The organism is Plantibacter flavus (assembly GCF_900177615.1).
GTDB lineage: Bacteria > Actinomycetota > Actinomycetes > Actinomycetales > Microbacteriaceae > Plantibacter > Plantibacter flavus.
Window position 1 is genome coordinate 25,243 of record NZ_FXAP01000003.1, and the last position, 25,196, is coordinate 50,438.

The 25,196-nt window shown below is 69.2% G+C and carries 17 protein-coding genes; 13 read left to right on the forward strand and 4 right to left on the reverse strand.

The annotated features are described in order from the left end of the window. The first annotated feature begins 372 nt into the window (after positions 1–372). From B9Y95_RS10150 to B9Y95_RS10160, 3 genes are read left to right on the forward strand one after another with little or no spacing between them, the layout of a single operon-like run. Entirely contained in the window at positions 373–1,641 is a 1,269-nt protein-coding gene (locus B9Y95_RS10150) for a glycosyltransferase (protein WP_085511778.1), read from the forward strand. Next, on the forward strand, positions 1,638–2,417 hold the full coding sequence (locus tag B9Y95_RS10155; RefSeq protein WP_085511779.1) for a CDP-alcohol phosphatidyltransferase family protein: 780 nt from the start codon (positions 1,638–1,640) through the stop codon (positions 2,415–2,417). Before B9Y95_RS10150 ends, B9Y95_RS10155 begins: the two co-directional genes overlap by 4 nt. A 58-nt stretch (positions 2,418–2,475) precedes the next feature. Further along, on the forward strand, positions 2,476–3,630 hold the full coding sequence (locus B9Y95_RS10160; RefSeq protein ID WP_234994076.1) for a glycosyltransferase: 1,155 nt from the start codon (positions 2,476–2,478) through the stop codon (positions 3,628–3,630). Between the two features lie 42 nt (positions 3,631–3,672). Here B9Y95_RS10160 and B9Y95_RS10165 read toward each other — a convergent pair whose 3' ends face one another. Next, entirely contained in the window at positions 3,673–4,290 is a 618-nt protein-coding gene (locus B9Y95_RS10165; protein ID WP_159453381.1) for an arsenate reductase/protein-tyrosine-phosphatase family protein, read from the reverse strand. 140 nt (positions 4,291–4,430) lie between these two features. On the opposite strand from B9Y95_RS10165, the gene B9Y95_RS10170 reads away from it, so the two are divergent. From B9Y95_RS10170 to B9Y95_RS10195, 6 genes are all read left to right on the forward strand, one after another. Further along, entirely contained in the window at positions 4,431–5,870 is a 1,440-nt protein-coding gene (locus B9Y95_RS10170) for a tyrosine-protein kinase domain-containing protein (RefSeq protein WP_159453382.1), read from the forward strand. A gap of 4 nt (positions 5,871–5,874) precedes the next feature. Continuing rightward, complete coding sequence (locus B9Y95_RS10175) at positions 5,875–7,176, forward strand: acyltransferase family protein (protein WP_159453383.1); 1,302 nt, start codon at positions 5,875–5,877, stop codon at positions 7,174–7,176. After that, the gene (locus B9Y95_RS10180) at positions 7,142–9,778 is read left to right on the forward strand and encodes a right-handed parallel beta-helix repeat-containing protein (protein WP_123539683.1); all 2,637 of its coding nucleotides are present in this window, start codon (positions 7,142–7,144) and stop codon (positions 9,776–9,778) included. Before B9Y95_RS10175 ends, B9Y95_RS10180 begins: the two co-directional genes overlap by 35 nt. Positions 9,779–10,046: 268 nt before the next feature. Then, a complete protein-coding gene (locus B9Y95_RS10185) occupies positions 10,047–11,369 on the forward strand; it encodes a hypothetical protein (protein WP_143736436.1) in 1,323 nt (440 codons plus the stop codon). Then, positions 11,366–12,469: an acyltransferase family protein gene (locus tag B9Y95_RS10190; RefSeq protein WP_085511785.1), complete on the forward strand. Its 1,104-nt coding sequence runs from the start codon at positions 11,366–11,368 to the stop codon at positions 12,467–12,469. The genes B9Y95_RS10185 and B9Y95_RS10190 overlap by 4 nt, the downstream gene beginning before the upstream one ends. Then, a complete protein-coding gene (locus tag B9Y95_RS10195; protein ID WP_085511786.1) occupies positions 12,466–13,503 on the forward strand; it encodes a glycosyltransferase family protein in 1,038 nt (345 codons plus the stop codon). The genes B9Y95_RS10190 and B9Y95_RS10195 overlap by 4 nt, the downstream gene beginning before the upstream one ends. Before the next feature lie 33 nt (positions 13,504–13,536). Here B9Y95_RS10195 and B9Y95_RS10200 read toward each other — a convergent pair whose 3' ends face one another. Further along, positions 13,537–14,538 carry a glycosyltransferase family 2 protein gene (locus B9Y95_RS10200; protein ID WP_085511787.1) on the reverse strand — a complete coding sequence of 334 codons (1,002 nt, stop codon included), beginning with the start codon at positions 14,536–14,538 and terminating at the stop codon, positions 13,537–13,539. 102 nt (positions 14,539–14,640) lie between these two features. Here B9Y95_RS10200 and B9Y95_RS10205 point away from each other — a divergent pair, with 102 nt between their 5' ends. After that, a complete protein-coding gene (locus tag B9Y95_RS10205; protein WP_085511788.1) occupies positions 14,641–16,179 on the forward strand; it encodes a lipopolysaccharide biosynthesis protein in 1,539 nt (512 codons plus the stop codon). After that, on the forward strand, positions 16,176–17,144 hold the full coding sequence (locus B9Y95_RS10210) for a glycosyltransferase family 2 protein (protein ID WP_085511789.1): 969 nt from the start codon (positions 16,176–16,178) through the stop codon (positions 17,142–17,144). The genes B9Y95_RS10205 and B9Y95_RS10210 overlap by 4 nt, the downstream gene beginning before the upstream one ends. Positions 17,145–17,358: 214 nt before the next feature. On the opposite strand, the gene B9Y95_RS10215 is transcribed toward B9Y95_RS10210, so the two are convergent. Continuing rightward, positions 17,359–22,755, reverse strand: coding sequence for a PKD domain-containing protein (locus B9Y95_RS10215; protein ID WP_085511790.1), 5,397 nt, complete (start codon positions 22,753–22,755; stop codon positions 17,359–17,361). A gap of 223 nt (positions 22,756–22,978) precedes the next feature. Next, positions 22,979–23,632, reverse strand: coding sequence for a hypothetical protein (locus B9Y95_RS10220; protein ID WP_123539682.1), 654 nt, complete (start codon positions 23,630–23,632; stop codon positions 22,979–22,981). Between the two features lie 189 nt (positions 23,633–23,821). Between B9Y95_RS10220 and B9Y95_RS10225 the strand changes: the two genes are divergently transcribed. Continuing rightward, positions 23,822–24,313 carry an FAD synthase family protein gene (locus tag B9Y95_RS10225; RefSeq protein ID WP_085511792.1) on the forward strand — a complete coding sequence of 164 codons (492 nt, stop codon included), beginning with the start codon at positions 23,822–23,824 and terminating at the stop codon, positions 24,311–24,313. Between the two features lie 102 nt (positions 24,314–24,415). Then, positions 24,416–25,138, forward strand: coding sequence for a polysaccharide deacetylase family protein (locus B9Y95_RS10230; protein WP_085511793.1), 723 nt, complete (start codon positions 24,416–24,418; stop codon positions 25,136–25,138). The last annotated feature ends 58 nt before the right edge of the window (positions 25,139–25,196 follow it).

Sequence of the window (25,196 nt, forward strand, 5' to 3'; positions counted from 1 at the left end):
ACCATCACCGCGAACCGGTGGGCTTCTCGACACCCGAATCCGTCGAGTCCCCACCTGGTCAATGAAGCCCCTCGCGCGCATGCACCCGAAGCTGCGACGAGACACGCGACGCTTACCCGAGCCGACCGCGCCTCCGTCCCGTCATCTCCCGACGACGGACGCTCCGCACGCTCGCGAGCGGAAGCATCGTCGACGTGCACCGGTACCCGACCGAGCACCAGACACCCGAACACCGACGCCTGAGGCGCCGGGCACCAGCACCATCGCACCCACCCGAACCCGGTGCGGCGGTCGAACGACCATGAGAGACCCGAACTCAGCCATGTCACCCACCCTGCTCCCCGCCGTCCGAACGACCTCGGCGTCCACCCGATGAGCGCGCCGAGGCGCAAGACCGTCGCCCACGGCCGACGCCCCGACGGCACGCTCCGGATCGCGATGGTCGGGACGAGAGGCGTCCCGGCCGCTTACGGCGGGTTCGAGACCGCGGTCGAGGAGATCGGCAGCAGGCTCGCCGCCCGTGGACACGATGTCACGGTCTACTGCCGACGCACCGCCGCAGAGCAGCCGGCGGAGCACCTCGGGATGCGCCTCGTACACCTGCCCGCGGTCCGCAAGAAGGTCCTCGAGACCCTCAGCCACACCGCCCTGTCGGTCCTCCACATGGCGCTCACCCGCCGCAACGACGTCGCCTTCGTCTTCAACGCGGCGAACGCACCTTTCGTCCCCGTCATCCGTGCCAAGGGCGTACCGACCGCCGTGCACGTCGACGGCCTCGAATGGAAGCGGGCGAAGTGGAGCGGTTCCGGCAAGCGCTACTACCGCTGGGCCGAGGAACGTTCCGTTCGCACCGCCGACGCCCTCATCGCCGACGCGGCCGGCATCGCCGACTACTACGAGCAGCAGTTCGGTGTGCCGACGGAACTGCTCACCTACGGCGCGAAGATCCTCGAGCAGCCGCGCACGGACCTGCTGGGCTCCGGTGCGGGCGTCGAGGCCGGTGCCTTCCACCTCGTGGTCGCCCGCTTCGAGCCGGAGAACCACGTCGACCTCATCGTCGAGGGCTTCATCCGCAGCGCCGCGCGCCACCCGCTGGTCGTCGTCGGCTCGGCACCGTACGGCGCCGAACACAGCGAGCGCATCGCCGCCCTTGCCGCGAGCGATCCGCGCGTGCACCTGCTGGGCGGCGTCTGGGACCAGGAGCTCCTCGACCAGCTGTACGCCGGCGCACTCACCTACGTCCACGGCCACTCGGTCGGCGGGACGAACCCCTCGCTGCTCCGCGCCATGGGTGCCGGAACGGCCGTCATCGGCTTCGACTCGGTCTTCAACCACGAGGTCGTCGGGAGCACCGGTTCCTTCTTCGCCACGGCGGACGAGGTCGCCCGGCTCATCGAACAGGCCGAGCTGGACGAGGCGGGCACGGCAGCCCTCGGAGCAGCGCTCCAGGCACGCGCCGGCGAGGTGTACCGCTGGGACACCATCGCCGACGGCTACGAGGCACTCGCCCTCCGCCTGGCCGACGGCGCGACCATCCACGGCACCGGACGGTTCAACCGTCTGCCGATCGACTGGAACCCGAAACCCGTCGCCGGCATCCACCCGACACGCATCACCGAGAGCACCGGAGGCTTGGCATGACCCGAATCACTGCCGACACCCGTTCGACCACCGAGTCCTACACCGAGATCGTCGCCCGCCTGGCCGGCGCCCAGAAGAAGCGCGCTCCGGGGGCCCCGGCGTACTCCATCTACGTGAACCGCAAGGCCGGACGCTATCTCGCGGCCGGCGCCTACAAGGTCGGGCTCACCCCGAACCTCGTCACGGCCATCAGCGCGGTCTTCACCTTCTCGGGCATCGCAATGCTGGCCATCCTCCCGCCGGAGTGGTGGACCGGCGTCGCCGTCTGGCTCGCGCTGGCGATCGGCTACGCCTTCGACTCGGCCGACGGTCAGGTCGCCCGACTGCGCGGTGGCGGCTCCGCCAGCGGCGAGTGGCTCGACCACGTCATCGACGCGACGAAGATCTCGACCCTGCACCTCGCCGTGCTGATCATGGTCTTCCGCCACTTCGAGTTCACCGACCCGGCGCTCTACCTCATCCCCATGGGGTACACGGTGGTCGCGGCGGTGTCGTTCTTCGCGATGATCCTGAACGACCAGCTGAAGGCCGCCTACGGGTTCAAGCCCGCTGCGGACGCACGGAAGAGCTCTCCGCTCCGCTCGCTCCTCGTGATCCCGACGGACTACGGCTTCCTCTGCCTGGTGTTCCTGCTGCTCGGCGCGCCCGTCCTCTTCTTCGCCGTGTACACGCTGATGTTCGTCGCGAACACCGGCCACCTGCTCCTCGCCTCCGTCAAGTGGTTCCGCGACATGGACCGCCTGGGTGCAGACCCCGTCTCCGAGCTGCTGAGTTGATCGGACGATGAACGACCTTGGGGGGTCTGGACGGCCCGAGTCGGCCGGACGGAGGACGTTGCTGCTCGCTCACCCGAGCGCGGACCTGTACGGTTCCGACCGCGTGTTCCTGGAGACGGTCGAGGCGTTCGTCCGCGACGGGGCCGACGTGGTGGTGACCATGCCCGCAGACGGGCCGCTGAGTCCGCTGCTCGTCGAGCGGGGGGCGCAGGTGCGCATCGTGCCGACCCTCGTGCTGCGCAAGCGGCTGCTCACGCCGCGCGGGTTCGGCGAGCTCGTGTCGCAGACCGTCCGTGGGCTCCGGGCGGGCGGTCGCCTCATGCGCGAGGTGCAGCCCGACCTCGTGTGGACCAACACCATCACGATCCCGCTGTGGACGGCGCTCGCGCGGCTGCGCCGCCTCCCGTCCGTCGTGCACGTGCACGAGGCGGAGGGCTCGGCGAAGCCGATCGTGATGCGCGCCCTCGCGTTCCCCCTGCTGTTCGCCGATCGTCTGATCGCCAACAGCTCGTACAGCGCCAAGACCCTCGAGCGTTCGTACGCTCGACTCGCCGCCCGCACGACCGTCGTCCTCAACGGGGTCCCCGGGCCGTCCGAGGTCACGGCTCCTCGGACGGACGTCCTCGACGAACTTCGCGTGCTCTTCGTCGGACGCCTGTCACCGCGGAAGGGGCCGGACCTCGTCATCGAGGCCGTCGACGAACTCAACCGCCGTGGGATCGACGCGCGAGCCGACATCGTCGGCGCGGTCTACCCCGGCTACGAGTGGTTCGAGGACGAGCTGCGCGCCTCGATCACCGCGCGGGACCTGACGGACCGCGTCACGCTCCTCGGCTTCCAGCCGACCCCGTGGCCTGCACTCGCCGCCAGCGACGTGCTGGTCGTGCCCTCCCGGCTCGACGAGCCGTTCGGGAACACCGCCGTCGAGAGCATCCTCGCCGCACGGCCGGTCGTGGTGAGCGACACCTCCGGGCTCCGCGAGGCCGCCGCCGGCTACCGCGCAGCGAGTTTCGTGACCCCCGGAGACGCCGTCGCGATCGCCGACGCGCTCGCCGAGATCCAGTCCGACTGGGCTGCCCGGTCCGCGGCAGCGCTCGACGACGAGCGCATCGCGGCCGACCGCCATTCGGTCAGGGCCTATCAGGACCGCATCATCGAGTCGGTGGACGGGCTTCCGCTCCGGCCTCGTGGGGCGGAGCGGGTCGATGCGTAGCGTCCTGCTTCCAGCGCAGGGCCTCCTGGCAGCGGCGGGTGGTCAGGCCACGTCGCGCGGTGCCGTCCTCGGCAACGCGTCGGCGAGCAGCCCGGCGACCTCACCGACCTGCGCGATGGTGCGGTCGTGGGCTGCCGCCCCCGCGAGGTGGCCGTCGGCGATGTCGAACGGGTCCGTCGGCGCCGCAGCCCGTCCGAACCGTCGGAGGCCCTTTGGTCGACGGCTCGGCGCGACGAACCCGCGGCGCCCGTGGATGACTGCCGCGAAGCGGTCGAGCACACCCTCCAGCTCGATCCCGTCCTCGTCTGCGAATCCGGGCACGACGGCCAGAGCCGCCGCCTCCCGTAGGGTGAACGTCCGGGACCGGGCAGCGGGTGCGAGCGTGGCGATCGCTGACCGCTCGGCCGTCGACGCCGTGAGGATCAGCGATGCGTGGTCGATGATCGCCTCGGTGATCGGCCGTGAGCGGTGGGCATCGGCGAACGCCGCGAAGCCGGTGCCGCGCTCGAGCCGCCTCACCCGCTCGCAGATCTCCGAGCCGGTCCGCGCCGTCACCCCGGCGCTCTCGACGATGACCTGGTCGAATTCGGCGAGACCGCTCAACCGGCGTCCCAACTGGAACGCCGCAAGTGGCGACCGGCAGATGTTCGCCGCGCACACCACCAGCAGTGTCTGGTCACGATGCTCGTCCAGATCCCTGCTCCCCTCGTCCTCCCCACATGATAGTGGGACCGCCGGGACGGCCGTACCGGCCCTCCCGCAGTACAATCCCGGCCCGGTGCCGGCAGAAGGGCACTGACGTGACCGTTCACGACTACCTCGGCGCGATCCGCAAGCAGTGGGCCGTCATCCTCATCCTGGCGCTTCTCGGTGCAGCCGGTGGGTACGTCTACGCCCAGTCCATGCCGAGCATGTACCGCTCGACGAGCAGTGCCTACGCCTCGGCCGCCTACGGTGAGTCCACGAGCGAACTGGTGCAGGGGTCGACCTACGTGCAGAACCTCGTGCAGTCCTACGCGCTGATCGCGAAGTCGCCCTACGTGCTGCAGCCGGTCATCAACGACCTCGACCTCGACCTGAGCGTCGCCCAGCTCGCCCGCACGGTCACGGCCGACACCCCGCTCAACACGGTCGTCGTCGACATCTCCGTGGTGAACTCCGATCCCGAGCTCGCCAGGGCGATCGCAGACGGCATCGCCAAGTCGCTGTCGGACGCCGTCGCGAACATCTCCCCCAAGGACGCCGCGCAGGCGGCCTCGGTCCAGCTGACCATCATCTCGCCGGCCTCGGCGCCGGTGAACCCGGTCTCCCCGGACGTGCGGCTGATCACCGGTCTCGGCGCCGCAGTCGGTGTCCTGCTCGGCCTCGCTTGGGCGGTCCTCCGCGAGCTCGTGGACACCCGGATCCGGAGCAACACCGACATCGACCTCGTCACCGACCTGCCCCTCCTCGCGGAGATCGGCCGCACCTCACGCGAGCGACGCATCGCCCAGGTGGTCCGCTCCAGCCCGAACGGCGTCACCGCCGAGGCGTTCCGGTCACTGTGCATGAGCCTCGCCTTCGCCGACGTCGACAAGCCGGTCGCCTCCGTGGTGGTCACCTCCGCACTGCCTGGCGAGGGGAAGAGCTCCGTGTCGGTCGGGCTCGCGATGTCACTCGCGGAATCGAGCGGGAGTGTCATCCTGGTCGACGGCGACCTCCGGAACCCTTCGATCGCCGACTACACCGGCCTCGAGGGATCGGTCGGTCTCACCAGTGTCCTCCTGGGCGACTCCTCGCTCGACGAGGCGGTCCAGCCCTGGGGTGTCCCCGGCCTGGACATACTCGTCGCGGGCGCCGTCCCACCGAACCCGAACCAGCTCCTCGCCTCGGACACGATGCGCGGCACCCTCGAGGCGTTGAAGGCACAGTACGACTTCGTGGTCATCGACACGTCCCCGGTCATCCCGGTGACAGACCCCCTCTGGCTCGTCCACGAGACCGACGGTGCGATCGTCGTCGTCCGGGAGCGTCGGACGAAGCGGCAGCAGCTCCAGAAGGCGCTGTCCAACCTCGACTCCGTCGGCGCGCGCGTGCTCGGTGTCGTGGCGAACGACGTCCGGCACCATGAGCGGACCACCTACTACACCGATGACGAGAACGCCCGACCCCGCCAGAGCGGCCGTGCGCTCCGCCCGCGCCGGCGAGCGGTCACGACCGGGGCCTCGGAGCCGACCCCCGAGACCGCCGGAGACCGGTAACCCCATGTCCGCGACCGCCCGACACGCGCGGCCGGGTTCGGCTGAGGACGCCGGTTCCCGAGAAACCTGGATCGATTCCGCACGCGGGATCGCGATCATCCTCGTGGTCCTGTTCCACGCAGTCATGTACCTCGGCGTCGCCGGGATCGCCGGTCCATGGGCGCTCGCGAGCACTCCGCTCGACACCTTCCGGATGCCGCTGTTCTTCTTCGTATCCGGGCTGCTGGCGCCCTCGGCGCTCGCCCGATCCTTCGGGGATCTGTTCCGCAAGCGTCTGGTCTTGCTGCTGTACCTCTACGTGGTGTGGAGCACCGTGCAGACCGCGTACGGCGCAGTGATGCCCCCCTTGAACGACGCACCGGACCCGGTGAGTTGGTGGTCCTTCGCCTCGATCCTCGTCCAGCCGCACCCCAACCTCTGGTTCATCTACGCACTGCCGATCTACTTCATGATCACCTGGCTCATGCGCAGCTGGCCGCGGCTGCTGCAACTGGCGATCGCCGCGATCGTCTCCGGTGCGTTCGGCACCGGGATCTTCTCCTCGCTCGGTGTCCCGTGGGAGAAGGCGGGGCGTTACTTCTGCTTCTTCCTCCTCGCCGCGCACGCGGCACCGATCATCCGGCGGCTCGCTCCGCGGCTTCGGCTCGGACATCTGTTCGTACTCGTCGTGATCTACGGAGGCATCGTCGCCTTCGTCCTCCGCACCGAGTGGCGATTCGCTCCCTTCGTGCTGCTCGGAGCCGGACTCGTGGCCACCGCCACCGGCATCGCGCTCGCGGTGGTGTTGTCCCGCGTGCGCGCGGGTGCCTTCCTGGCCTACCTCGGCACCAGGACCCTCCCGATCTACCTCGTACATACGTTTCCTATGATTGCATTGGCCGGCGCCTTGCACCCGGTCGCCGCAAGCCTGCCGAGCTGGGTCACCGTGGCACTGCCCCCGACGCTGACGACAGCTGCAATCCTTGTCGCCCTAGGCGTTCACCGGATCTTGCGATCCGTCCCAGGCATCTTCACGGTTCCGGTGCGGAGCTGGACGACCACCTCAGACCAGCGGCTCGGAAACATGGACCCGTCACAGATCCTTGATGTACCATCCGTCAACAGCACTACAGCGCCACCCGACCGAAACGGCCCATCACGGGCCGAGTCCGCTCCGTTCGACGCAGTTGCATCGCCCTCGCCCCCACCCCGCGTCGAAGGATCGGGCTCCCCCGAACTCCGTGAGGAACCCCTTCTTGATTTCCGCTCTCCCCACATCCGAAGCACCCAAGGTGCCCCGGACACCGAATCGAACGACCACCGCTGACCGAGCAGCCCCGACTGCCGCACGTCGCAGCGTCAAGCGCCTCGGCTCCGTCCTCGCCACCGGCCTCGCCGCCGGTGCCCTGTTGCTGACCTCGTTCACGGCCACAGCCCCGGCGAGCGCCGCCGCCTCGACCGGTTGGGAGCACGGCGCTCCGATCGTGACCGACACCTTCAAACGAGATGCTGCCAGCGGGTTCGGCGCAGCCGAACTGGGTGGCAAGTACACCACCTCGGGCAAAGGCCTGTCGGTGTCCTCCGGGGCCGGTGTCATCTCCTTCGACACCGCTGCCACCGCGCGCCAGGCCGTCCTGACCGGCGTGCAGACCGGCGACGCCCAAGCGAGCACGACCGTCGTCGTCCCCGCGCTGCCCAGAGGCGGAAACGGTGTCTCGGTCGGCCTCCAGCTGCGGTCGGACGGAGCCAGTTACTACCAGGGCACCTTGCGCATCGCACCGAACGGATCCGCGTTCCTCGGCATCTCGCGTGTCGACGGGTCCGCGTCGAAGCAGTCCCGGCTTCAAGACGAGGTCCTCGTCGCATCCGCTCTGCAGGCCGGCTCCACCATCAACCTGGACGTCCGCGTGCACGGCGACACGACCGTCCGCGTGGCGGCTCGGGCCTGGTCGCTCGGGGCCGCGACACCGAGCTGGCAGCGGGTCGTCGACGACCAGAGCGACCAGCGCATCACGAAGGGTGGCATCGGGGTCTGGAGCTACCTGTCCAGTGCGACCGCCGCGCCCGCGAGCCTCACCGTGACCGCTCTCAACGCGGTCGCCCTCATCCCGGGAACCAACGATACGGATCCGGAACCGGCCACTCCGACCACCCCCACGCCGGATCCTGCAGAACCCGCTCCCACGACACCAACGGTGCCAGCACCCGTCGATCCCGCGGCACCGACCACCGAGGTCCCTGTCGCGTCTGCAGGGCGCGGTTCGGCGCCGGTCGGCACCACGGCGTATCCGATCCCGTCCGGAGCGAAGTACGTGAAGGCCGGCAACGGTACGAGCGGAACGGGCACGCTGGCGTCGCCCTACACCTCGCTCGCCTACGCGGTCGCGACGGCTCCGTCGGGGTCGACGCTCGTCCTGCGCGCCGGGATCTACCGGGAGAGCGTCAGCGTTTCCGGCGCCAAGAAGGTCACGATCGAGGCGTATCCGAACGAGGCCGTCTGGCTCGACGGAAGCGACACGGTCACCGGCTGGAAGAAGAGCACGACGGGCTGGGCCGTCGGCGGGATCTCCACCAACTTCGATTCGGGCCCGACCTTCACCAAGGGTGCTCCGGACAACACCGCAGAATCCACGAAGTTCGTCGATCCGGCTTACCCCATGGCGGCGCACCCCGAGCAGGTCTGGGTCAACGGGACCGCGCAGAAGGAGGTCGCTTCGGAGAAGGCGGTCACCGCGGGCACCTTCTACGTCGACGATGCGGGCAAGCGGGTCGTCCTCGGCAGCGACCCGACCGGGAAGACCGTCGACGTGACCAAGCGTCAGACCGCACTCGCCGTGAAGAGCGTCGGCAGCATCGTGCGAGGCATTGGCGTCCGCAACTACGGCAACTCGGTGTACCAGATGGGCGCGATCACCGCGCAGGCGAACTCGATCACCTTCGAGAACCTCGTCGTGAAGAACAACGCCACCATCGGGATGCACACCTGGGGTAGCGGCGTCACCTTCGCGAACATCACCTCGACCGGTAACGGGATGCAGGGCGGCGGCGCCAACAACGCCGACAACCTCGTCGTGAAGAACTCGGTCTTCTCCGGGAACAACGTCGAGCGGTTCAAGCGCACCCCCGCCTCGGGCGGCTTCAAGATCAGCCGCTCCCGTACGGTGTCGTTCATCAACAGCGATTTCCAGGACAACACCTCGGTCGGGCTCTGGCTCGACGAGTCGGTCTACAACGCGAAGGTCGTCGGCAACCGGGTGACCGGGAACGGCGCGAGCGGCCTCATCCTCGAGATCTCCGACACGATCACCGTCGCGAACAACATCATCGCCGGGAACGCCCGATACGGTCTCTGGATCGGGAGCACCGGGAACGTGCAGATCTGGAACAACACCCTCACCGGCAACACCCTGACGGCCCTGCAGATCACGCAGGACACCCGCCGTCAGACGAACCTGAGCCAGGCCGGGCACGACCGACGCCAGCCACAACCGGACATGACGGTGCCGTGGCTGGTGCGGAACATCACGGTGTCGAACAATGTGGTCTCCGGTGCCGCCGGCGGTTGCTTGGTCTGCGTGGAGGACCAGTCGAAGGAGTTCACGGCCGAGCAGATGAAGCTCACCCTCAACGGCAACCTGTACCAGCGCGCGTCGGCGAGCGCACCGTCGCTCGTGGTGCGCTGGGGCCAGGCTGGGGCGACTCCGAAGAGCTTCAAGACGCTGGCCGAGTTCACGAAGGCGACGGGACAGGACAAGCGTTCGGCGCTCGTGGACGGCACAGCCGTGACGACGGCGAGCTATCAGCTGACGCCCGCGGCACTCGCGAAGTCCGCCGCGATCTCCGTCCCGCTGCCGAACGCCGTCGCCGCACTCTTCGGGCAGACCCCTGGAGCGGCACCGGCGAGGACCGGCAGTCTGTTGACACCTTAACGTCCTGTGATCCTCGGCCGGGTGGCGCAGCTCGACGCTGCACCACTCGGCCGTCGTCGTCCGCCTACCCCACGCTTTGGGGGCAACACCCCCGTGAACTGGGGCCTCTTCCAGAACCGGCGCTTCGCTAGAATCGTGGGATCGGACGGTCACGCTACCCGGCGCGTCGCCTCCGACGGCCGACGCAGCCCCGACGGATGCCCAGGCACCGGCGGATGCCGCCGCGATGGTGCTCCGACGAGCTGACGGGTGCCACGAGGGGGCGATCATGACGGCAGGGACGACTCCGGCCCCCGTTCGCCGCACGCTGCTCACACCCGCGGTGACCCGGCTGCCGGAGACCCGTGCGTCCTGGCTCGACCGCGCTGCCGCAGCGGCCGTGCCGGTCGTGCTCGCGCTGTCGATATCCCTGCCGCAGGGCCTGAAACTCGGATACCTCGTGGTCCTCCTGCTCGTTCCGGTCTGGCTGCCGGTGCTCGGCCGCTTCCGCGAGGCGCGTCTGTTCGTCGTCCTCGGCCTCGCGGGGGTCGTCGGCGGGGCGCTCCTGACCGCCTTCGCCGCGGCGAGCCAGACGACGTCGCAGACCCTGCTCGTCGCGAACTCCTTCATGCTGCTCGGCCTCGTCGCGGGCACCGGGGCGCTGCTGTGGGCCAGGACCGTCCTCGGGGCGCCGACGGTCGCCGTCTGGTTCGGTCTGGGGATGGTGGCGAGCATCCCCCTGGGGAGCGGTCTCGGGAGCAGCAACGTGTGGCGCTTCGGGCTCTCACTGCCGGTCACGGTCCTGCTGCTCGCGCTCGCCTGGCGGTGGAGCAGCAGACTCATGGAGTTCATCGTGATCGTGATCATCGGGCTCATCGGCGCATTGAACGACGCGAGATCCGGTAGCGCCATGCTCGTCATGACGGCCGCGCTCGTGGTCTGGCAGCTGCGTCCGTCGACGCCCGGCCGTCGTGGGTCGACGATCCGCACCCTGCTCGGTCTCGGCGTCCTCGGCGCGCTCGTGTACACGGTGACACAGGCCGTCATCCTCGGCGGCTACCTCGGTGAGCGCGCGCTGGAACGGACGCAGGACCAGATCAACACCTCGGGGAACCTCATCGTCGGCGGGCGTCCTGAGGCCGCAGCCACGATCGAGCTGCTGACCGACCGCCCCGTCGGATTCGGCTCTGGCGCGTTGCCGACGCTCACGGACATCCTCAACGCGAAGACCGGCATGTCGGCGATCGGGTACCAGCCGAACAACGGCTACGTCGAGAACTACATGTTCGGGTTCGGGTACGAGGTGCATTCGGTCATCGGCGACCTCTGGATCCGGTTCGGCCTCGCGGGCTGCGCCATCGCCGTCCTGATCTTCGTCCTCACCTTCCGAGCTCTGGGGGACGGACTCGCGCGACGGGCGGCGAGCGCCCTCATGATCTGGCTCACCGTGCGCATGCTCTGGAACCTCCTCTTCAGTCCGCTGGAATCGTCGCTGCTCTTGACGATGCTGTTCCTGGCCATCGCCTTCGTGCCTCGGCGCTCGGTCGACACCGACCGCGATGTCCGGATCGCCGGGCCCGAGGCACCCCGACCGCGAAGGCTCCCGGTATGAACGGGATCGGGCAGGGGACGAGGCGACCGGAGCGCTCACGGCTCGCCTGGGTCGACGCCGGCAAGGGACTCGCGATCAGCCTCGTCGCCATGTACCACTCGGCGAGCTGGCTGATCGGCACCGGCTTCGAGATCGAGGGTTGGCGCGCCGTGAACGAAGCGCTGTCCTCGCTCCGCATGCCCCTCTTCTTCATGCTCGCCGGTTTGTTCGCCGGGAAGTGGTTGACGGCGTCCTGGTCGTCGCTGTGGCGATCGAAGCTGTCGCTGTTCGTCTGGGTCTTCCTCGTCTGGGAGGTGATCGGCTCGGTGGTGTTCCTGCTCGGCACCAGCGTCCAGGGGCAGGCGATCGCCATCCCGGCGACCATCCGCGAACTCCTGCTCTCGCCGTTCGCCCCGCGCTTCGAACTGTGGTTCATCTGGGCTCTCGCGATCTTCTTCGTCGTCGCGAAGCTCATCCGACGCGTCGACTGGCGGGTGCAGCTCGTGCTCGCCGGGCTCTGCTCCGCTGCAGCGCTCAGCGGGTGGGAGACCGCCAACATCGGGTGGAGCGGCTCCATCAAGTACTTCTTCTTCTTCCTCGTCGGGCTGTACTTGAAGGACGCGGTGTTCCGACTGAGCCGGACCAAGGTCGGCCCGTCGCTGGTGTCGCTCATGATCGCGTGGGTCGGGGTCTCGGCCGTCGTCGCCGTGTACGGGCTGCGCTGGGTGCCCGGGCTCTACTTCGTGAACTGCGTGCTCGGCGTCGTGACCGGGGTGACCGTGAGCCGCTGGCTGGCGCGGATCCCCCGACTCGTGGCGATCGGGTCGAACACCCTCCCGGTCTACCTGACGCACACGCCGCTCATCATCGTCATGTCGTGCGCCCTCGCACTGCTGGCGCGGGTCATCCCGTTCTCGCCCCTGGCTCCCGCGCTGCCGCCGGCGCTCGCCGTGCTGGCGATCGCCGGCTCGCTCGCCGTCAGCGCCGCGGCCATGCGGACCCCCTTCTCCGTGCTCTACGCGGCGCCTCGGTTCGTCAGCGGCGCCCCGAAACCCGTCAGACGCCACGCCATGCCCGCTCGACGCGATCCACCCGATCCCTCCCGGAGGTCCTCCTCGTGACACACGCGCGCGCCATCACGGTCCAGCAGTCGTTCCCCGAACCACGCCCGACCACCAACCCGTACATCGTCATGCTGCGGGACCACCTCGCCACGACCCCTGGGCTCGCCGTGCGCACCTTCTCCTGGCGCGGCGCCATCCTCGGCCGCTACGACGTGTTCCACGCCCACTGGCCCGAGATCCTCGTCTCCGGGGGCTCCGCACCCAAGCGCGCGGTGCGTCAGGCGCTCACGCTCGTCCTCCTCGCGAAGCTCGCACTCACGAGGACGCCGATCGTCCGCACGCTGCACAACCTGCACCGCCCGACCGGCATCTCGCGGGTCCAGCATGCGCTCCTCTGGCTCTTCGAACGCCGGACCGCCTACGCGATCGTCCTGAACGAGCAGACCGTGCCGCCGGCCGGCATCGGCAGTGCGGTGATTCCGCACGGACACTATCGAGACTGGTACGCGAGGTTCCCGCAGCGAGCGTCCGTCAGCGGTCGGCTGAGCTACTTCGGCCTCATTCGCCGCTACAAGGGCGTCGATGGACTGCTCCGAGCCTTCACCCGCCTCCAGGGTCCGGAGCGGAGCCTGCGTGTCGCCGGTCGGCCGTCGAGCGAGGAACTCGCCGACGAGCTGCGCGAGCTGGCGATCGCCGATGACCGCATCGATCTCAGCTTGGAGTTCCTGAGCGACGCCGAGCTCGTCGACGTCGCACGGCAGGGCGAACTCGTCGTGCTGCCGTACCGCGAGATGCACAACTCGGGTGGAGCGCTCGCGGCACTGTCGGTCGATCGCCCGGTCCTCGTCCCGGCGAACGCCGTCAACGAGCGGCTCGCCGCGGAGGTCGGACCAGGCTGGGTCGTGCAGTACGAGGGTGAGCTCGACGCCGACGATCTGGAGCGAGCACTCGCGGTCGTCGCGGACCCCGCGCGCAGCGACTCCCCCGACCTCTCCGCGCGCGACTGGGACCTCGCGGGTGCCCTGCACCTCGCGGCCTACCGCGCGGCGAGCTCCCGGTCACGCCCGGCGGGCGGCATCGATGCGATCTGAGCGCATCTCGGCACTCGTGCGGGTCCGACCGGCTCAGCCCTCCGAGCGCCGGTACTCCTCGTACGAGTACCCGAGTGCGCCGGCGATCATGCCGAGTCCCCTCGCGGTCGTCCGCACGCCCTTCGCACGATGGCGCAGCGAGCCCGAGACCACCCCGAGCAGTGCGCGCACCAGGCCCCCGGCGGTCCGGACGAGCCCACGGGCGATGCAGCGCATCCGCGCGACGAATCGCCCACGCGTCGAACCCTCCAGCGCGATCGACGTCTGGCTCCAGCTGTTGCCACTGCTGAAGGCGCGGCGCACCACCCAGTCCCGGGTACTCCGCGCGGCCGGGACGATGTCCCACACGATCGCCTCGTCGCACCACACGAGTCGCCCGCCGTTGGCGTGCAGCGTCCTCGTGAACATCGTGTCCTCGCCGCCGGCATGCCCGAACGCGGTGTCGAACGCGAGTCCGATCTCGCGCACCACACGCAGGTCGAGCAGCAGGTTGTTCGTCGCAGCGACCGACACCGCGGTCCCCGTCGGCATGCGTCGCCGGGTGAAGAACTCGCCGGCGACGATCCACGACGACGGCTCCACCTCGAACCGCGACACCACCGGTCCGACGACCGCGACCGCGTCACCGCGCTGGAACGTGTCGACGAGGTCCGCGAGCCAGCGCTCACTCGGGCGTTCGTCGTCGTCGATGAACACCAACAGGTCGCTCGACGCCGCCTCCGCGAGTGCCCGATTGCGTGCCGCGGTGATGCCGCTCTCCGACTCGCAGCGATATGTGACGACGACCGACTCGAGCGGCGGCGAGGACGTGACGAATTCGCGCGCGCTCTCGGCCGGGTCGTTGTCCACCACGAGCACTTCGACTCGTTGGAAGCGGTCGGCGACGCTCGTCGCCTGCTCCACGAGCGCGGGGAGCGCGACGCGCAGGTCGTCGGGCCTGCGGAAGGTCAGCATCGCGACGACGAGTGAGGTCGCAGCAGCTCCCGCTCCGGTGTCGGCGGCGGTGCGTCCGGCTTCAGGGCTCTCCGCGTGCATATACTCCCTCTCCGCGGCCGAGCCGTCGATCGACCACCAGACTATTGCTTCGCACCGGGCGTCCGACGCCCCCATGACGGGAGTCACACGGATGGCACACCGATGAGCACCGAGACCGCCAGCGAGACCACGGGCGGCGACTTCGGTCGCCGGGCCGCACGTGGCGCCGCGGTCACGATGGCGGGTCAGCTGACGAGGATCCTGGTCCAGGTTGGGTCCGTCGTGGTCCTCGCCCGCTTCCTCACGCCACACGACTACGGCCTGTTCGCCATGGTGATGGCGGTCGTCGGGGTGTCTGAGATCTTCCGCGACTTCGGCCTCTCCAACGCCGCGATCCAGGCGAAAACGCTCAGTACCCGCCAGCGGGACGTCCTGTTCTGGGCGAACTCGGCCATCGGGCTCGCTCTCGGTGCGATCATCTTCGGCCTCGCCTACCTGATCGCCGCCCTGTACGGTAAGCCGGAACTGATCCCCCTCGCACAGTTCATGGGGGTCGCGTTCGTCCTCAACGGCGTGGCGACGCAGCATCGCGCGAGCCTCAGCCGCGCACTCCGTTTCGGGACGCTCGCGATCGTCGACATCCTCGCCTCCGTGATCGCGCTCGTCGTCGCCATCGTCTTCGCCGTCCTGGGCGCAGGATACTGGGCGCTCGCGATGCAGATGGTCACGATGTCGGCGACGACGCTCGTGCTCGTGCTCGTCACCTCGCACTGGCTGCCCCGACTCCCGAAACGCGGTGTCGACATGGCCGGCTTCTACCGTTTCGGCTGGAACATGGTCGCCACGCAGCTCGTCAACTACGCGGCCAACAACACCGACTCCTTCGTGATCGGCCTGCGCCTGGGCGCCGCTCCGCTCGGCATCTACAGCCGGGGCTTCCAGCTGCTGATGAACCCGTTGAACCAGCTGCGTTCGCCGATCACGATGGTCGCGATCCCGGTGCTGTCCCGCATCCAGGACGAACGGGCGCGGGTGGACGGCTACATCGTCCGCGGCCAGATCGCTCTGGGGTACACACTCGTCGCCGGGCTGAGCATCGTCGCGGCGGCCGCAGACCCCATCGTCGCCCTCTTCCTCGGCGAACGCTGGCTCGAGGTGGCGCCGGTGCTGCGCTTCCTGACCATCGCCGGCGCGTTCCAGACGTTGGCGCTCGTCGGCTACTGGGTCTACATCTCCCGTGGCCTGACCGCCAGACTCTTCCGGTTCACGCTCATGAGCGCGTCCATGAAGATCGTCTTCGTCCTCATCGGCTCCAACTGGGGTGTGGTCGGCGTCGCCGCCGGCTTCGCGCTCGAGCCCGTCCTGTCCTGGCCGCTGTCGCTCTGGTGGCTGAACGGCGCGACACCGATCCCGATCAGGAAACTCCTGCTCGGCGTCATGCGCATCTCGGCAGTGGCGATCATCGCCGGCGTCACCGGCTACGGAGCGACACTGCTCACCGTCGACGGCGGCTGGCTCGTCCAGATCGTCTGCGCGGCGGCGGCCGTCATCGCGGCGTACGCACTGCTCGCGCTCCTCCTGCCCGTCATCCGTCGCGACCTGCAGATGGTGCTCATCCTCGTCAAGGCGGCTCGGCGATCACGCGGGAGTGCTGCCGCTCCGAAGCCCGCCGGCCCGGCCGATGACGGGAGCATCGCGTGAACGGGCCCGGCGACCCGGCGTTCGCCGACGCTGCGGTCATCGTCGTCAACTACGGCTCAAGCGCTCTCCTCGCCGCGAACCTGACGAAGCTGACACGCTCGGCGACCGGGCTCGTCACGGTAGTGGTCGACAACCTGTCCACGCCGGACGAGCGGGAACGTTTGCACGTCCTGGCGGCCGCGGAGGGCTGGTACCTCGTGGAACCGCCCACCAACCTCGGCTTCGGGGCGGGCGTCAACGCCGGAATCGAGCTTGCGATCGAGTCGGGCGCCAGCCGCTTCATCATGCTGAACCCCGACGCCGAACTCCTTCCGGACGCCGCTGCGAGGCTCCTCGCAGCCTGCGCCACGTCACCCACGCTGGTGGCCCCGCGCATCCTCCGCCCCGACGGCAGCGTGTGGTCCAACGGCAGTGACCTGTACCTCGACGACGGCCGGATCAGGTCACGACGCCGGCGGCTGGTCGGCGTCCCCGCGGACCGCATCGAGCCGTGGCTCACAGGAGCCTGCCTCGCCATCGGTTCGAAGCTCTGGCAGGACATCGGTGGATTCTCCGACGAGTACTTCCTGTACTGGGAGGACGTCGACCTCTCCCATCAGGTGGTCGCCGCCGGCGGCGAGCTCCTCGTCCTCGACGACGTGACCGCGGTCCATGCGGAGGGCGGTACGCAGGCCGTCGGCCACACCGAATCCGGTCAGGCGAAGTCGGACACCTACTACTACTACAACATCCGCAACCGGCTCGTCTTCGCGGCCCTCCGCCTCGACCAACAGGATGAGGCGCTCTGGCAGCGTCACACGCTCGCCGTCGCTCGCGAGATCCTGTTGCAGGGCGGCAGACGCCAGTTCCTGACGAGGCCGCAGACGCTGTGGATCGCCGTACGCGCCATCCGTGACGGCCGCAGGGTCGCGAAACGGATCCGAGCCTGTCGGGGCTCCGGCGCCGCCTCGGACCGATCCGCCTGAGCCGTCTGCATCGCCGGAGCAGGCTGGCTCGGCACCCGCAGGACATGGAAACGCCCCTGGTTGTCACCAGGGGCGTTTCTCGGTGTGCTCCGTATCCCGACGGAGACACATCGGACGATGCCACTGCACTGCGAGCACAGGGACACCGCCGTTGGTGCGGCCGGGAGTGGGCGACTTGGGGACGGCGTCCACTCCCGGCCGGGTCTCGATCAGGTCAGAGCGCGCTGACCTTGTATCCGGAGAAGGTGAACACGATGGGTGCGTTCGTGACGGAGCCCGACACGTACGTGTCGATGCCGACGGCACCCGGTGCCTGCAGGGCCGCCGTGGTGTCCGTCGTGGCCGCCTGCCAGTTCGGCTCGGCCTGACCGTCGATCCAGGCCTTGGCCTGCATGGTGGTCGTACCGGAGCCCGACACCTGGGAACGGAAGTTCACCTTCGCGCCCGGCGTGTAGGCCACCCCGGTCAGATTGACCGCCCGGAGGACGGTCGTCCCACGCATCAACTGCACCTGGATCACCCCATTCGCCTGCACCCAGGCACGGGCGGTGTAGCTGTCCGTACCGACACGGCGTCCGACGAGCGAGACGAACTGGCCACCCCCGGTCGGTGCCTGGGCGATGGTGAACGAGACCGACGAATCGGTGCCGGCTGCCGACACACCGGCGAGCCGCGCGCTCCGCGTCTGGCCGGCCGGCACCTGGATGACTCCGGCACCCGGCGTGACCGAGAAGGACGAGGCAGCACCGGAGAGCGTCCAGGCTCCACCCGTCTCCGCGCTGCCCCAGCCGTTGGCCGTGGTGCGTGCGAAGGTGTCGGCCGCGACCGCGACGGGCGCCGGATCGACCGGCGGTACCACGGGAGCGGTGACCGTGACGGCCTGGGTGGTCGTCGCCGTCAATCCGCCGTTGTCCGTGACGGTCAGCGTGACCGTGTAGGTCCCGCCGGCGGCGTACACGTGCGAGGACGTCACCCCGGTACCGGTCTGCCCGTCGCCGTAGTTCCAGGCGACCGAGGCGATCGTGCCGTCCGGGTCGGTGGAACCGCTGGCGTCGAGCGCTGCCGTCAGGCCGGACGGGGTCGCCGTGAACGCGGCCGTCGGAGCCTGGTTGACGGGCGTCGGCTGGACCGCGCCGGTGGCTCCGGCGAGGAAGTCGTCGAACGTCAGGGTGATCGGACCGTTCGTGGTGGAGCCGGAGAGGTATCCGCCGAGTCCGACCAATCCGGCAGCCTGCAGGCCGGCGGTCGAGTCGGTGGCCGTCACCTGCCAGGCGGTGGGCTCCGTCGCACCGGCGACCCAGACCTTCGCGCCGAGGGTCGTGGGCGCTGTACCCGTCACCTGGAGCTTGACCTGGAGCGCCTGCCCAGCGGTGTACGTGAGCCCGGGGATCGTGACCGCCTGGAGCGCGGTCGCGCCCTGCAGCAGTTGGATCCGGACCGCGCCGTTCGCCTGCAGCCACACCCGAGCCGAGTAGAACGCGGATCCGACCTGTCGTCCGATGACCGAGGCGTAGACGCCACCTCCGTCGGCGACTGCCGAGGCCGTGATCTTCGTGGTGACGGTCACGTCGGTGACCGAGACGGCGTTCAGTCGCGCCGTCCTCGTACCGCTCGCCGGGAGCGAGATCTTGCCGGTGCCGTTGGCGACCGAGAAGCTCGAGTTCCCGCCCGAGACGGTCCAGGCGCCACCGGTGGCGGCGTTCCCCCAGGCACTGCTCGCAGTGCGCTCGAACGTGTCGTCCGCGTAGGTCGACGCTGCAGGGATCGGCGCGACCGTGACGCTCAGGGTGGTGGCCGCCGTGCCGCCGCGGTTGTCCGTCACGGTCTGGGTGACCGTGTACGTGCCGGCCGTCGCGTAGCTGTGCGTCGTCGTCGTCCCGGTACCGGTCGCTCCGTCACCGAAGTTCCAGGCCACCGAGGCGATCGTGCCGTCCGGATCCGAGGCACCCGACCCGTCGAAGCTCGCGGTGAGTCCCGTGGAGGCCGCCGTGAAGCTCGCGACCGGCAGCTGGTTCGGCGGCAGCGTGGTGACCACGTCGTGCGTCGCACTCGCCGTGGCGCCGACGTTGTCGGTGACCGTGAGACTGACCGTGAACGTGCCGGCCGTGGCGTAGCTGTGGGTCGCCGTGACACCGGTCCCCGAGGTGCCGTCACCGAAGTTCCAGGCGTACGAGGCGATCGTCCCGTCCGGGTCGGCGGAGGCCGAGGCGTCGAACGACCCATCCAGGTTCACGACGGTCGGCGTGAACGCCGCGGTCGGGAGCTGGTTCGGAGCCACCGCGGTGACCGTCTGCTGCATGGTGGCGGTGCCGCCCCGGTTGTCCGTCACCGTGAGGGTGACCGTGTAGGTGCCACCGGCGGCGTAGTGGTGTGCCGCCGTGGCGCCGGTCCCGGTCTGACCGTCCCCGAAGTCCCAGGCGTAGGAGCTGATGACGCCGTCGGTGTCGGTCGACGTCGTCGCGTCCGTGGTGAGGTCGAGGTTGGCGACCGCGTTGGTGAACGCGGCGGTCGGGAGGGCGTTCGGAGCCTGGCCGAGGCCGAGCTCACGGTGCTGGGCGACCTGGGCGTCGGTGAGGGGGGCGTTGTAGACGGCGACCTCGTCGATCTTGCCGTTGAAGTACGGCACCGAACCCTGCCAGGCGTTGTCGCCACCCACTCGCCAGTAGCCGGTGTAGTCCTGCGCACCGGTCTGCGGGTTGGTACCGACGGACGAGCCGTCGATGAACAGCTTCATGCCGGCTGCGGACTGCTGGGCGACCACGTGGTGCCACTGGCCGTCGTTGACGGCGGCCTGCGAGGTGATCGTGTTCTCCTGGCCGGTCCAGGTGCCGAAGACGAGCTTGCCGTCGGGACGCAGGAACACGTGCCGGTCGTACCCGCCCGATCCACCGGTCTGGTTCGACCCGAAGCCGATGACCTTGCCGCCCTGCGTCGAGGTGGTCTGGAACCAGGCCTCCATCGCGTAGCTGGTCGGGTTGGAGTAGCTCGACTGACTCGAGACACCACCCTCGTCCCAGCCGTTGGAGGTGAACTGGGCAGCCGTGTTGTCCACACCGGAGATGGCGCCGTTCGCACCCTTGGTGACCTGACCGAAGTACAGGCCGTTCGCCTCGGTCGGGCCGGCGTCGACGGCGGTGGACCCGCTCGTCTCGTTGAGGCGCCAGTAGAGCGCCGGGTCGAGGCCGAACACCGCAGCGCCGTACGCGTCGGCCGGTGCGGTCGGGACGGTGGACGTGCGGCCCGATGCGACGTAGTGCGCGTCGATCTGCTGGCGGGTGAGGACCGTCGGGAACACCGACACGTCGTCGATGTCGCCCGAGAAGGTGCTGCTGCTCGGACCGTTCGGCCAGCCGCCGATGTTGTCGCCGCCGACCCGCCAGTAGCCGTTGAACACCTGGCCGGACGTGATGTCGGCGCGCGAGGCGACCTTCTTGCCGTCGACGAACAGCTGCATCCCGTTCGCGCCGAGCGATGCCGCGACCTGGTGCCACTGACCGTCGTTGTACGCGTTCGGGCTCGTCACGATGTTCGTGTTGCCCGTGTAGGTGCCGAAGTTCAGGCGGCCGTCGTTGCCCATGTAGACGTGACGGTCGTAGGACGAGGAGTTCCCGGTCGCCGACCCGCCGAAGCCGATGATCTTGCCGCCCGAGGTGGTGGTCGTCTTGAACCACGCCTCGGTCGTGAAGGTGTTCGGCGAGGGCTTCTGCACCGTGGAGGAGCTCGAGCCGCCGGAGAAGGTGGTGGCCTTATTCGTCGACGAGGCCTCCTGACCGGTGGCACCGCGGGTCACGCCGGTGTCGGTGAGGAGCAGGTCGTCACCCGAGTTCCAGTCGTAGGCGGTGGTCCCGCTCGACTCGCCGAGCGGCCAGAGGGAGGTGGGGTTGTCGTTCAGCACCGACTGTTGGTAGCTGCTGATCGCGCCGTCCTCGGAGATCGTGACTGCGACGTTCAGCCCCTGCTGGAAGTTGCCGTAGGGGTCGGTCGCCCGGATCCGGTAGTTGTACGTCTGGCCCGGAGTGAGCCCCGTGTCCAGGAAGGACATGACCGGACGCTTCCAGAACGTCGACTTCGCGCTCGTCGTGTAGACCGGCGACCCCGTGACGTTGTTGCGGATGACCTGGTAGGTGAGGTCGGAGTTGTCGCGGTCGTAGTTGGCCTGCCACGAGATCCGGGCGGTGCCGCGGCTGAACGACGTCACGGTCGGGACGAAGTTCGCACCGTTGAGGCGCGGGCCGTCCTTGTTCGGGGCGATCGACGGGTTGGCGAATCGGACCAGGCCCTGCATCGCTACGCCGTTCACCACGGTGAACTCGCCGCCGTACAAGACGTAGTCACCGGCGACGGCGACGTCCCACGGACCCTGGCTCGCTCCGGTGAACGTTCCCGTGTTGATCGTCGGGAACCAGTTGAGCAGGGTGGGTGCCGGGGTGCCGTTGAAGTTGTAGTAGCCGTGGGGGTCGGCGGTCAGCGTGCCGGTCGTGGCCTTCGTGAAGGCGGTGGCGCGCTGGAAGCCCCACGGATCGGTCTGCGGGTATCCGCCGACGTTGCCGCAGTAGTGGGCGTGGCTCGCGACGTAGACGACGTCGGTCGCGGCAGCGACCGCGTAGGAGTCGCCGTGGCAGTCCTCGACCCACTGGAGGGTTCCCCCGTCCCAGTCGGCCTTGAAGGCGCCCTCGATGTTGCCACCGCCCCCGAAGGTGTAACCGGTGCCGTAGACGCTCGTCCCATCGCTCGTGAGCGAGTTGATGGAAGCGTCTTCACCGCCGTTGCGGATCAGCGAGTTGATGGCCCAGGGCAGTGCCGAACCGTCGGCCGTGTTGAATGCTGCGAGGCCGTACCCAGGGTTGTCCGAGCCGTTGACGGAGGTGAAGTTGCCACCGATGACGATCCTCGAACCGTCCGGGTTGAGCGTCAGCGCCTGCACCGTGCCGCCGGCGACGGCGGGGGCGAGCGGGGTGAGGGCTGCATTGGACGCGGAGAAGCCCGCGATCCCGGCTCGCGCCGCGCCCTGAGCGGACGTGAACTGACCGCCGGCGTAGACGGTCGTGTTCGTCGCAGCGACTGACTTGACGATCGAGTTGATCGACGGAGCGAAACCGGCGACGAGTGTCTGCGTCGCCAGGTCGAACGCAGCGAGGCGGTACCGGTTCGCTCCGTTCACGGTCGTGAACTGTCCACCGGCGTAGAGGCGGGTGCCGTCGGGCGACGCTGCCAACGAACGGACCTGCTGGTTGAAGCTCGGAGCCCACGGCAGCAGTGCGCCGGTCGTGAGGTTGTAGGCGAGGAAGTTGTTCCGAGCCACGGTGTTCACGCCCGCGGCCGAGCCTGCCGGGCGGGCCGTGGTGAAGGAGCCGGCGACGTAGACGGTGTTCCCCACCGCGACCTGGTCCCAGACGACACCGTTGATCTGCGGAGCGGGGAGGGCGTCCGACGAGGCGGTGACGGGCGTGCCGTCGGTCGGCATCGTGTCGGCGGACGCCGTCTGCGCGCTCGTGAGCATGCCGAAGATCACCGTCGCGACGGTGATGCCGACGAGCGCGACGAGTCGCGGTCTCACCGTGCGGCGGGTCCGCCGCGCGTGCGCGGAGTCGGACGACAGCAGTGTGGTCATGGATATCTCGCAGTCTTCTCGGGTGAAGGTGTCGGACCTCTGGCGAGCACGGTCGGGCACCGTGAACCAACGGGAATGGTCCTTCCACGCAGTCAACCGCAAGCGGTAGCGGGATGATGCACCCCATTCAGGGGCACGACGCCCCCAGATCAGGGGTGATTCGCACCGGATCGGCCCGATTCCCGGGCGGATCTGACACGTGTCTGGTACCGCGGGGCGCTTCTTAGCGCGGTGCTGCGCCCTCGAAGACGACGGCGGGTTCGGCCGCCGCGTAGTCCACCGTGATCCGTACGGCGTCGCGGGCGTCCTCAGGGATGTTGAAGATGAATGTCCCGCGGACCGTCTCGCCTGCCGCCACTTGCTCCGGGAAGCGGACGCCGCCCGGGGCGGCGAGTTCGATGGCCGGCGTGAGGTCGGCGCCGTAGTACGCGTTCGCAACCGCTCCGGCAAGTGAGTAGGCCTCGTTGCCGCTGTTCGTGAAGGCGATCGTCACTCGGACGGACGGGCCGGCGACCTCCCCCGGCTGGGACGCCTCTCCCGTCACCGCCTCGAGGGACTCGATCTTGAGGCTGACTGCGTCCGTGACGTCGGCGGTGTCATCGAACCCGATGGAACCTGTGCCGGAGCCTGCGGGCGGCAGGGTGGCGTCGGGGTCTCGGGTCGGATCGGCCGAGCTTGACGAAGCGGGCGTGCTGGACGGCTCGGTCGTGCCATCGCCCGCGGGCGTTCCAGGACGGATGGTCAGCCAGAGCACGACGCCGATGACCACGAGCGCCACGACGACCGAGATGACGACGCTCGTCACCCGGCGGCGCCCGGGGGCACCGGTCTCGCCCGAGGGTGCGGCGGTCTCAGGGCGCTCTTCTGCTTCAGCCATGTCGTGCTCCAGATCGTCTCCGGAACAGTATCGCACCGCGGTTCGCTCGTCCGCGAGGCGCGACACCCCTGCTCGGGTGGCACCTGAAAGTGGACTCGGCAAGCGTTGATGACCCTCATAGCCTCTGAGGTGGCTCAATGAACGCGCCGACAACGACAGGCAAACACGCACCGTGGGGAGCGTTCGACCATGAACGAGTATCAGAGCAGCGATCAGGCATCAGCGCGCCAGGGTCGCGTGGGCTACGCCGCAGGGGCGTTCGATCTCTTCCATGTCGGCCACCTGAACATCCTCCGTCACGCCAAGAGCGCCTGCGACTACCTCATCGCCGGCGTCGTCTCCGACGAGCTGCTGCGCACCCGCAAGCGCATCGAGCCGGTCGTCCCCCTCACGGAGCGACTCGAGATCGTCCGCCACATCGGCTTCGTCGACGAGGCCGTCGAGGAGACCTGGGAAGACAAGCTCCAGGCCTGGGAGGCGCTGCGCTTCGACATCTTCTTCAAGGGTGACGACTGGCGCGGGACCGCGGAGGGTCTGCGCCTCGAGGCGGAGTTCGCCAAGGTCGGCGTCGAGGTCGTGTACTTCCCGTACACGATGAGCACCTCGAGCACCGCGCTGCGACGTGCGCTCGCCCAGCTCGAGGAGCAGCGCGAGCTCGACACCACCCTCGTCCAGGCCTGAGGCCCGCCGCTCCCCGCACCCGTCCGGGCCTCGATCCTCCGCTCCCCTTCGCCACCACAGCGAGGTACTGTTGGACGGATCGACTCACAGGGCGGTGGACACATGACGAAGGCTCGGCAGGCGCTGCTCGCCCGGCTCACCGGCTCGCTGCCCGTCCACGGCTCGATCGTCGGCGTCGCCACGGACGAACGCACGGTCGTCATCACGTACGGCGACGGACCGAGTCCCGACGGCACGCCGGGAGTCCTCGACGCCCTCGCCGACGCCGGAGCGACCGCGACGTTCTTCGTGCTCGTCGGCCGCGCACGGAAGCACCCCGAGCTCCTCGAACGCATCGTCGCTGGCGGGCATGAGCTCGCGCTGCACGGCGACGACCACGTGCGCCTCACCGACTTCTCCGAGGAGGCCGCCTATCGGCGCACCCTCGCTGCCAAGCAGGAGCTCGAGCAGCTGAGCGGCCAGCCGATCGAGTGGTTCCGGCCGCCCTACGGCGCCCAGAGCATCGAGACGTGGCAGGCCGTCAAGCGTGCCGGTCTCCAGACCGTGCTCTGGACCGCGACCGCCTGGGATGTCAAGGACGTCGGCGAGCACGAGCGGGTCGCGCACGCCGTGCGGCACTGCCACCAGGGGTCCATCCTGCTGGCCCACGACGGGTTCGCCGGTCCGGCGGACGGGGTCGACGACGGCCCGGAGCCCGAGGTCGACCGGGGCGCACTCGCGGCTGAGCTGCTGAGCGGCTTCGCCCGGGAGGGGCTCGTCGGACGCTCGCTCGGCGAGGCGCTCCGGGCGGGCAAGGCCGTCCGCCGGGCCCGATTCACGGAGTAGCGCGGCCGCCCCCGCTTTGGGGGTGCGGAAAGCCGTTCGGACCAGGGAAATCCTGACC

Excerpts from the sequence above, each read along its gene's own strand:
- B9Y95_RS10150 (WP_085511778.1), top strand. The coding sequence starts at position 373 with ATGAGCGCGCCGAGGCGCAAGACCGTCGCCCACGGCCGACGCCCCGAC.
- B9Y95_RS10155 (WP_085511779.1), top strand. The coding sequence starts at position 1,638 with ATGACCCGAATCACTGCCGACACCCGTTCGACCACCGAGTCCTACACC.
- B9Y95_RS10175 (WP_159453383.1), top strand. The coding sequence starts at position 5,875 with ATGTCCGCGACCGCCCGACACGCGCGGCCGGGTTCGGCTGAGGACGCC.
- B9Y95_RS10185 (WP_143736436.1), top strand. The coding sequence starts at position 10,047 with ATGACGGCAGGGACGACTCCGGCCCCCGTTCGCCGCACGCTGCTCACA.
- B9Y95_RS10190 (WP_085511785.1), top strand. The coding sequence starts at position 11,366 with ATGAACGGGATCGGGCAGGGGACGAGGCGACCGGAGCGCTCACGGCTC.
- B9Y95_RS10200 (WP_085511787.1), bottom strand. The coding sequence starts at position 14,538 with ATGCACGCGGAGAGCCCTGAAGCCGGACGCACCGCCGCCGACACCGGA.
- B9Y95_RS10205 (WP_085511788.1), top strand. The coding sequence starts at position 14,641 with ATGAGCACCGAGACCGCCAGCGAGACCACGGGCGGCGACTTCGGTCGC.
- B9Y95_RS10215 (WP_085511790.1), bottom strand. The coding sequence starts at position 22,755 with ATGACCACACTGCTGTCGTCCGACTCCGCGCACGCGCGGCGGACCCGC.
- B9Y95_RS10220 (WP_123539682.1), bottom strand. The coding sequence starts at position 23,632 with ATGGCTGAAGCAGAAGAGCGCCCTGAGACCGCCGCACCCTCGGGCGAG.
- B9Y95_RS10225 (WP_085511792.1), top strand. The coding sequence starts at position 23,822 with ATGAACGAGTATCAGAGCAGCGATCAGGCATCAGCGCGCCAGGGTCGC.
- B9Y95_RS10230 (WP_085511793.1), top strand. The coding sequence starts at position 24,416 with ATGACGAAGGCTCGGCAGGCGCTGCTCGCCCGGCTCACCGGCTCGCTG.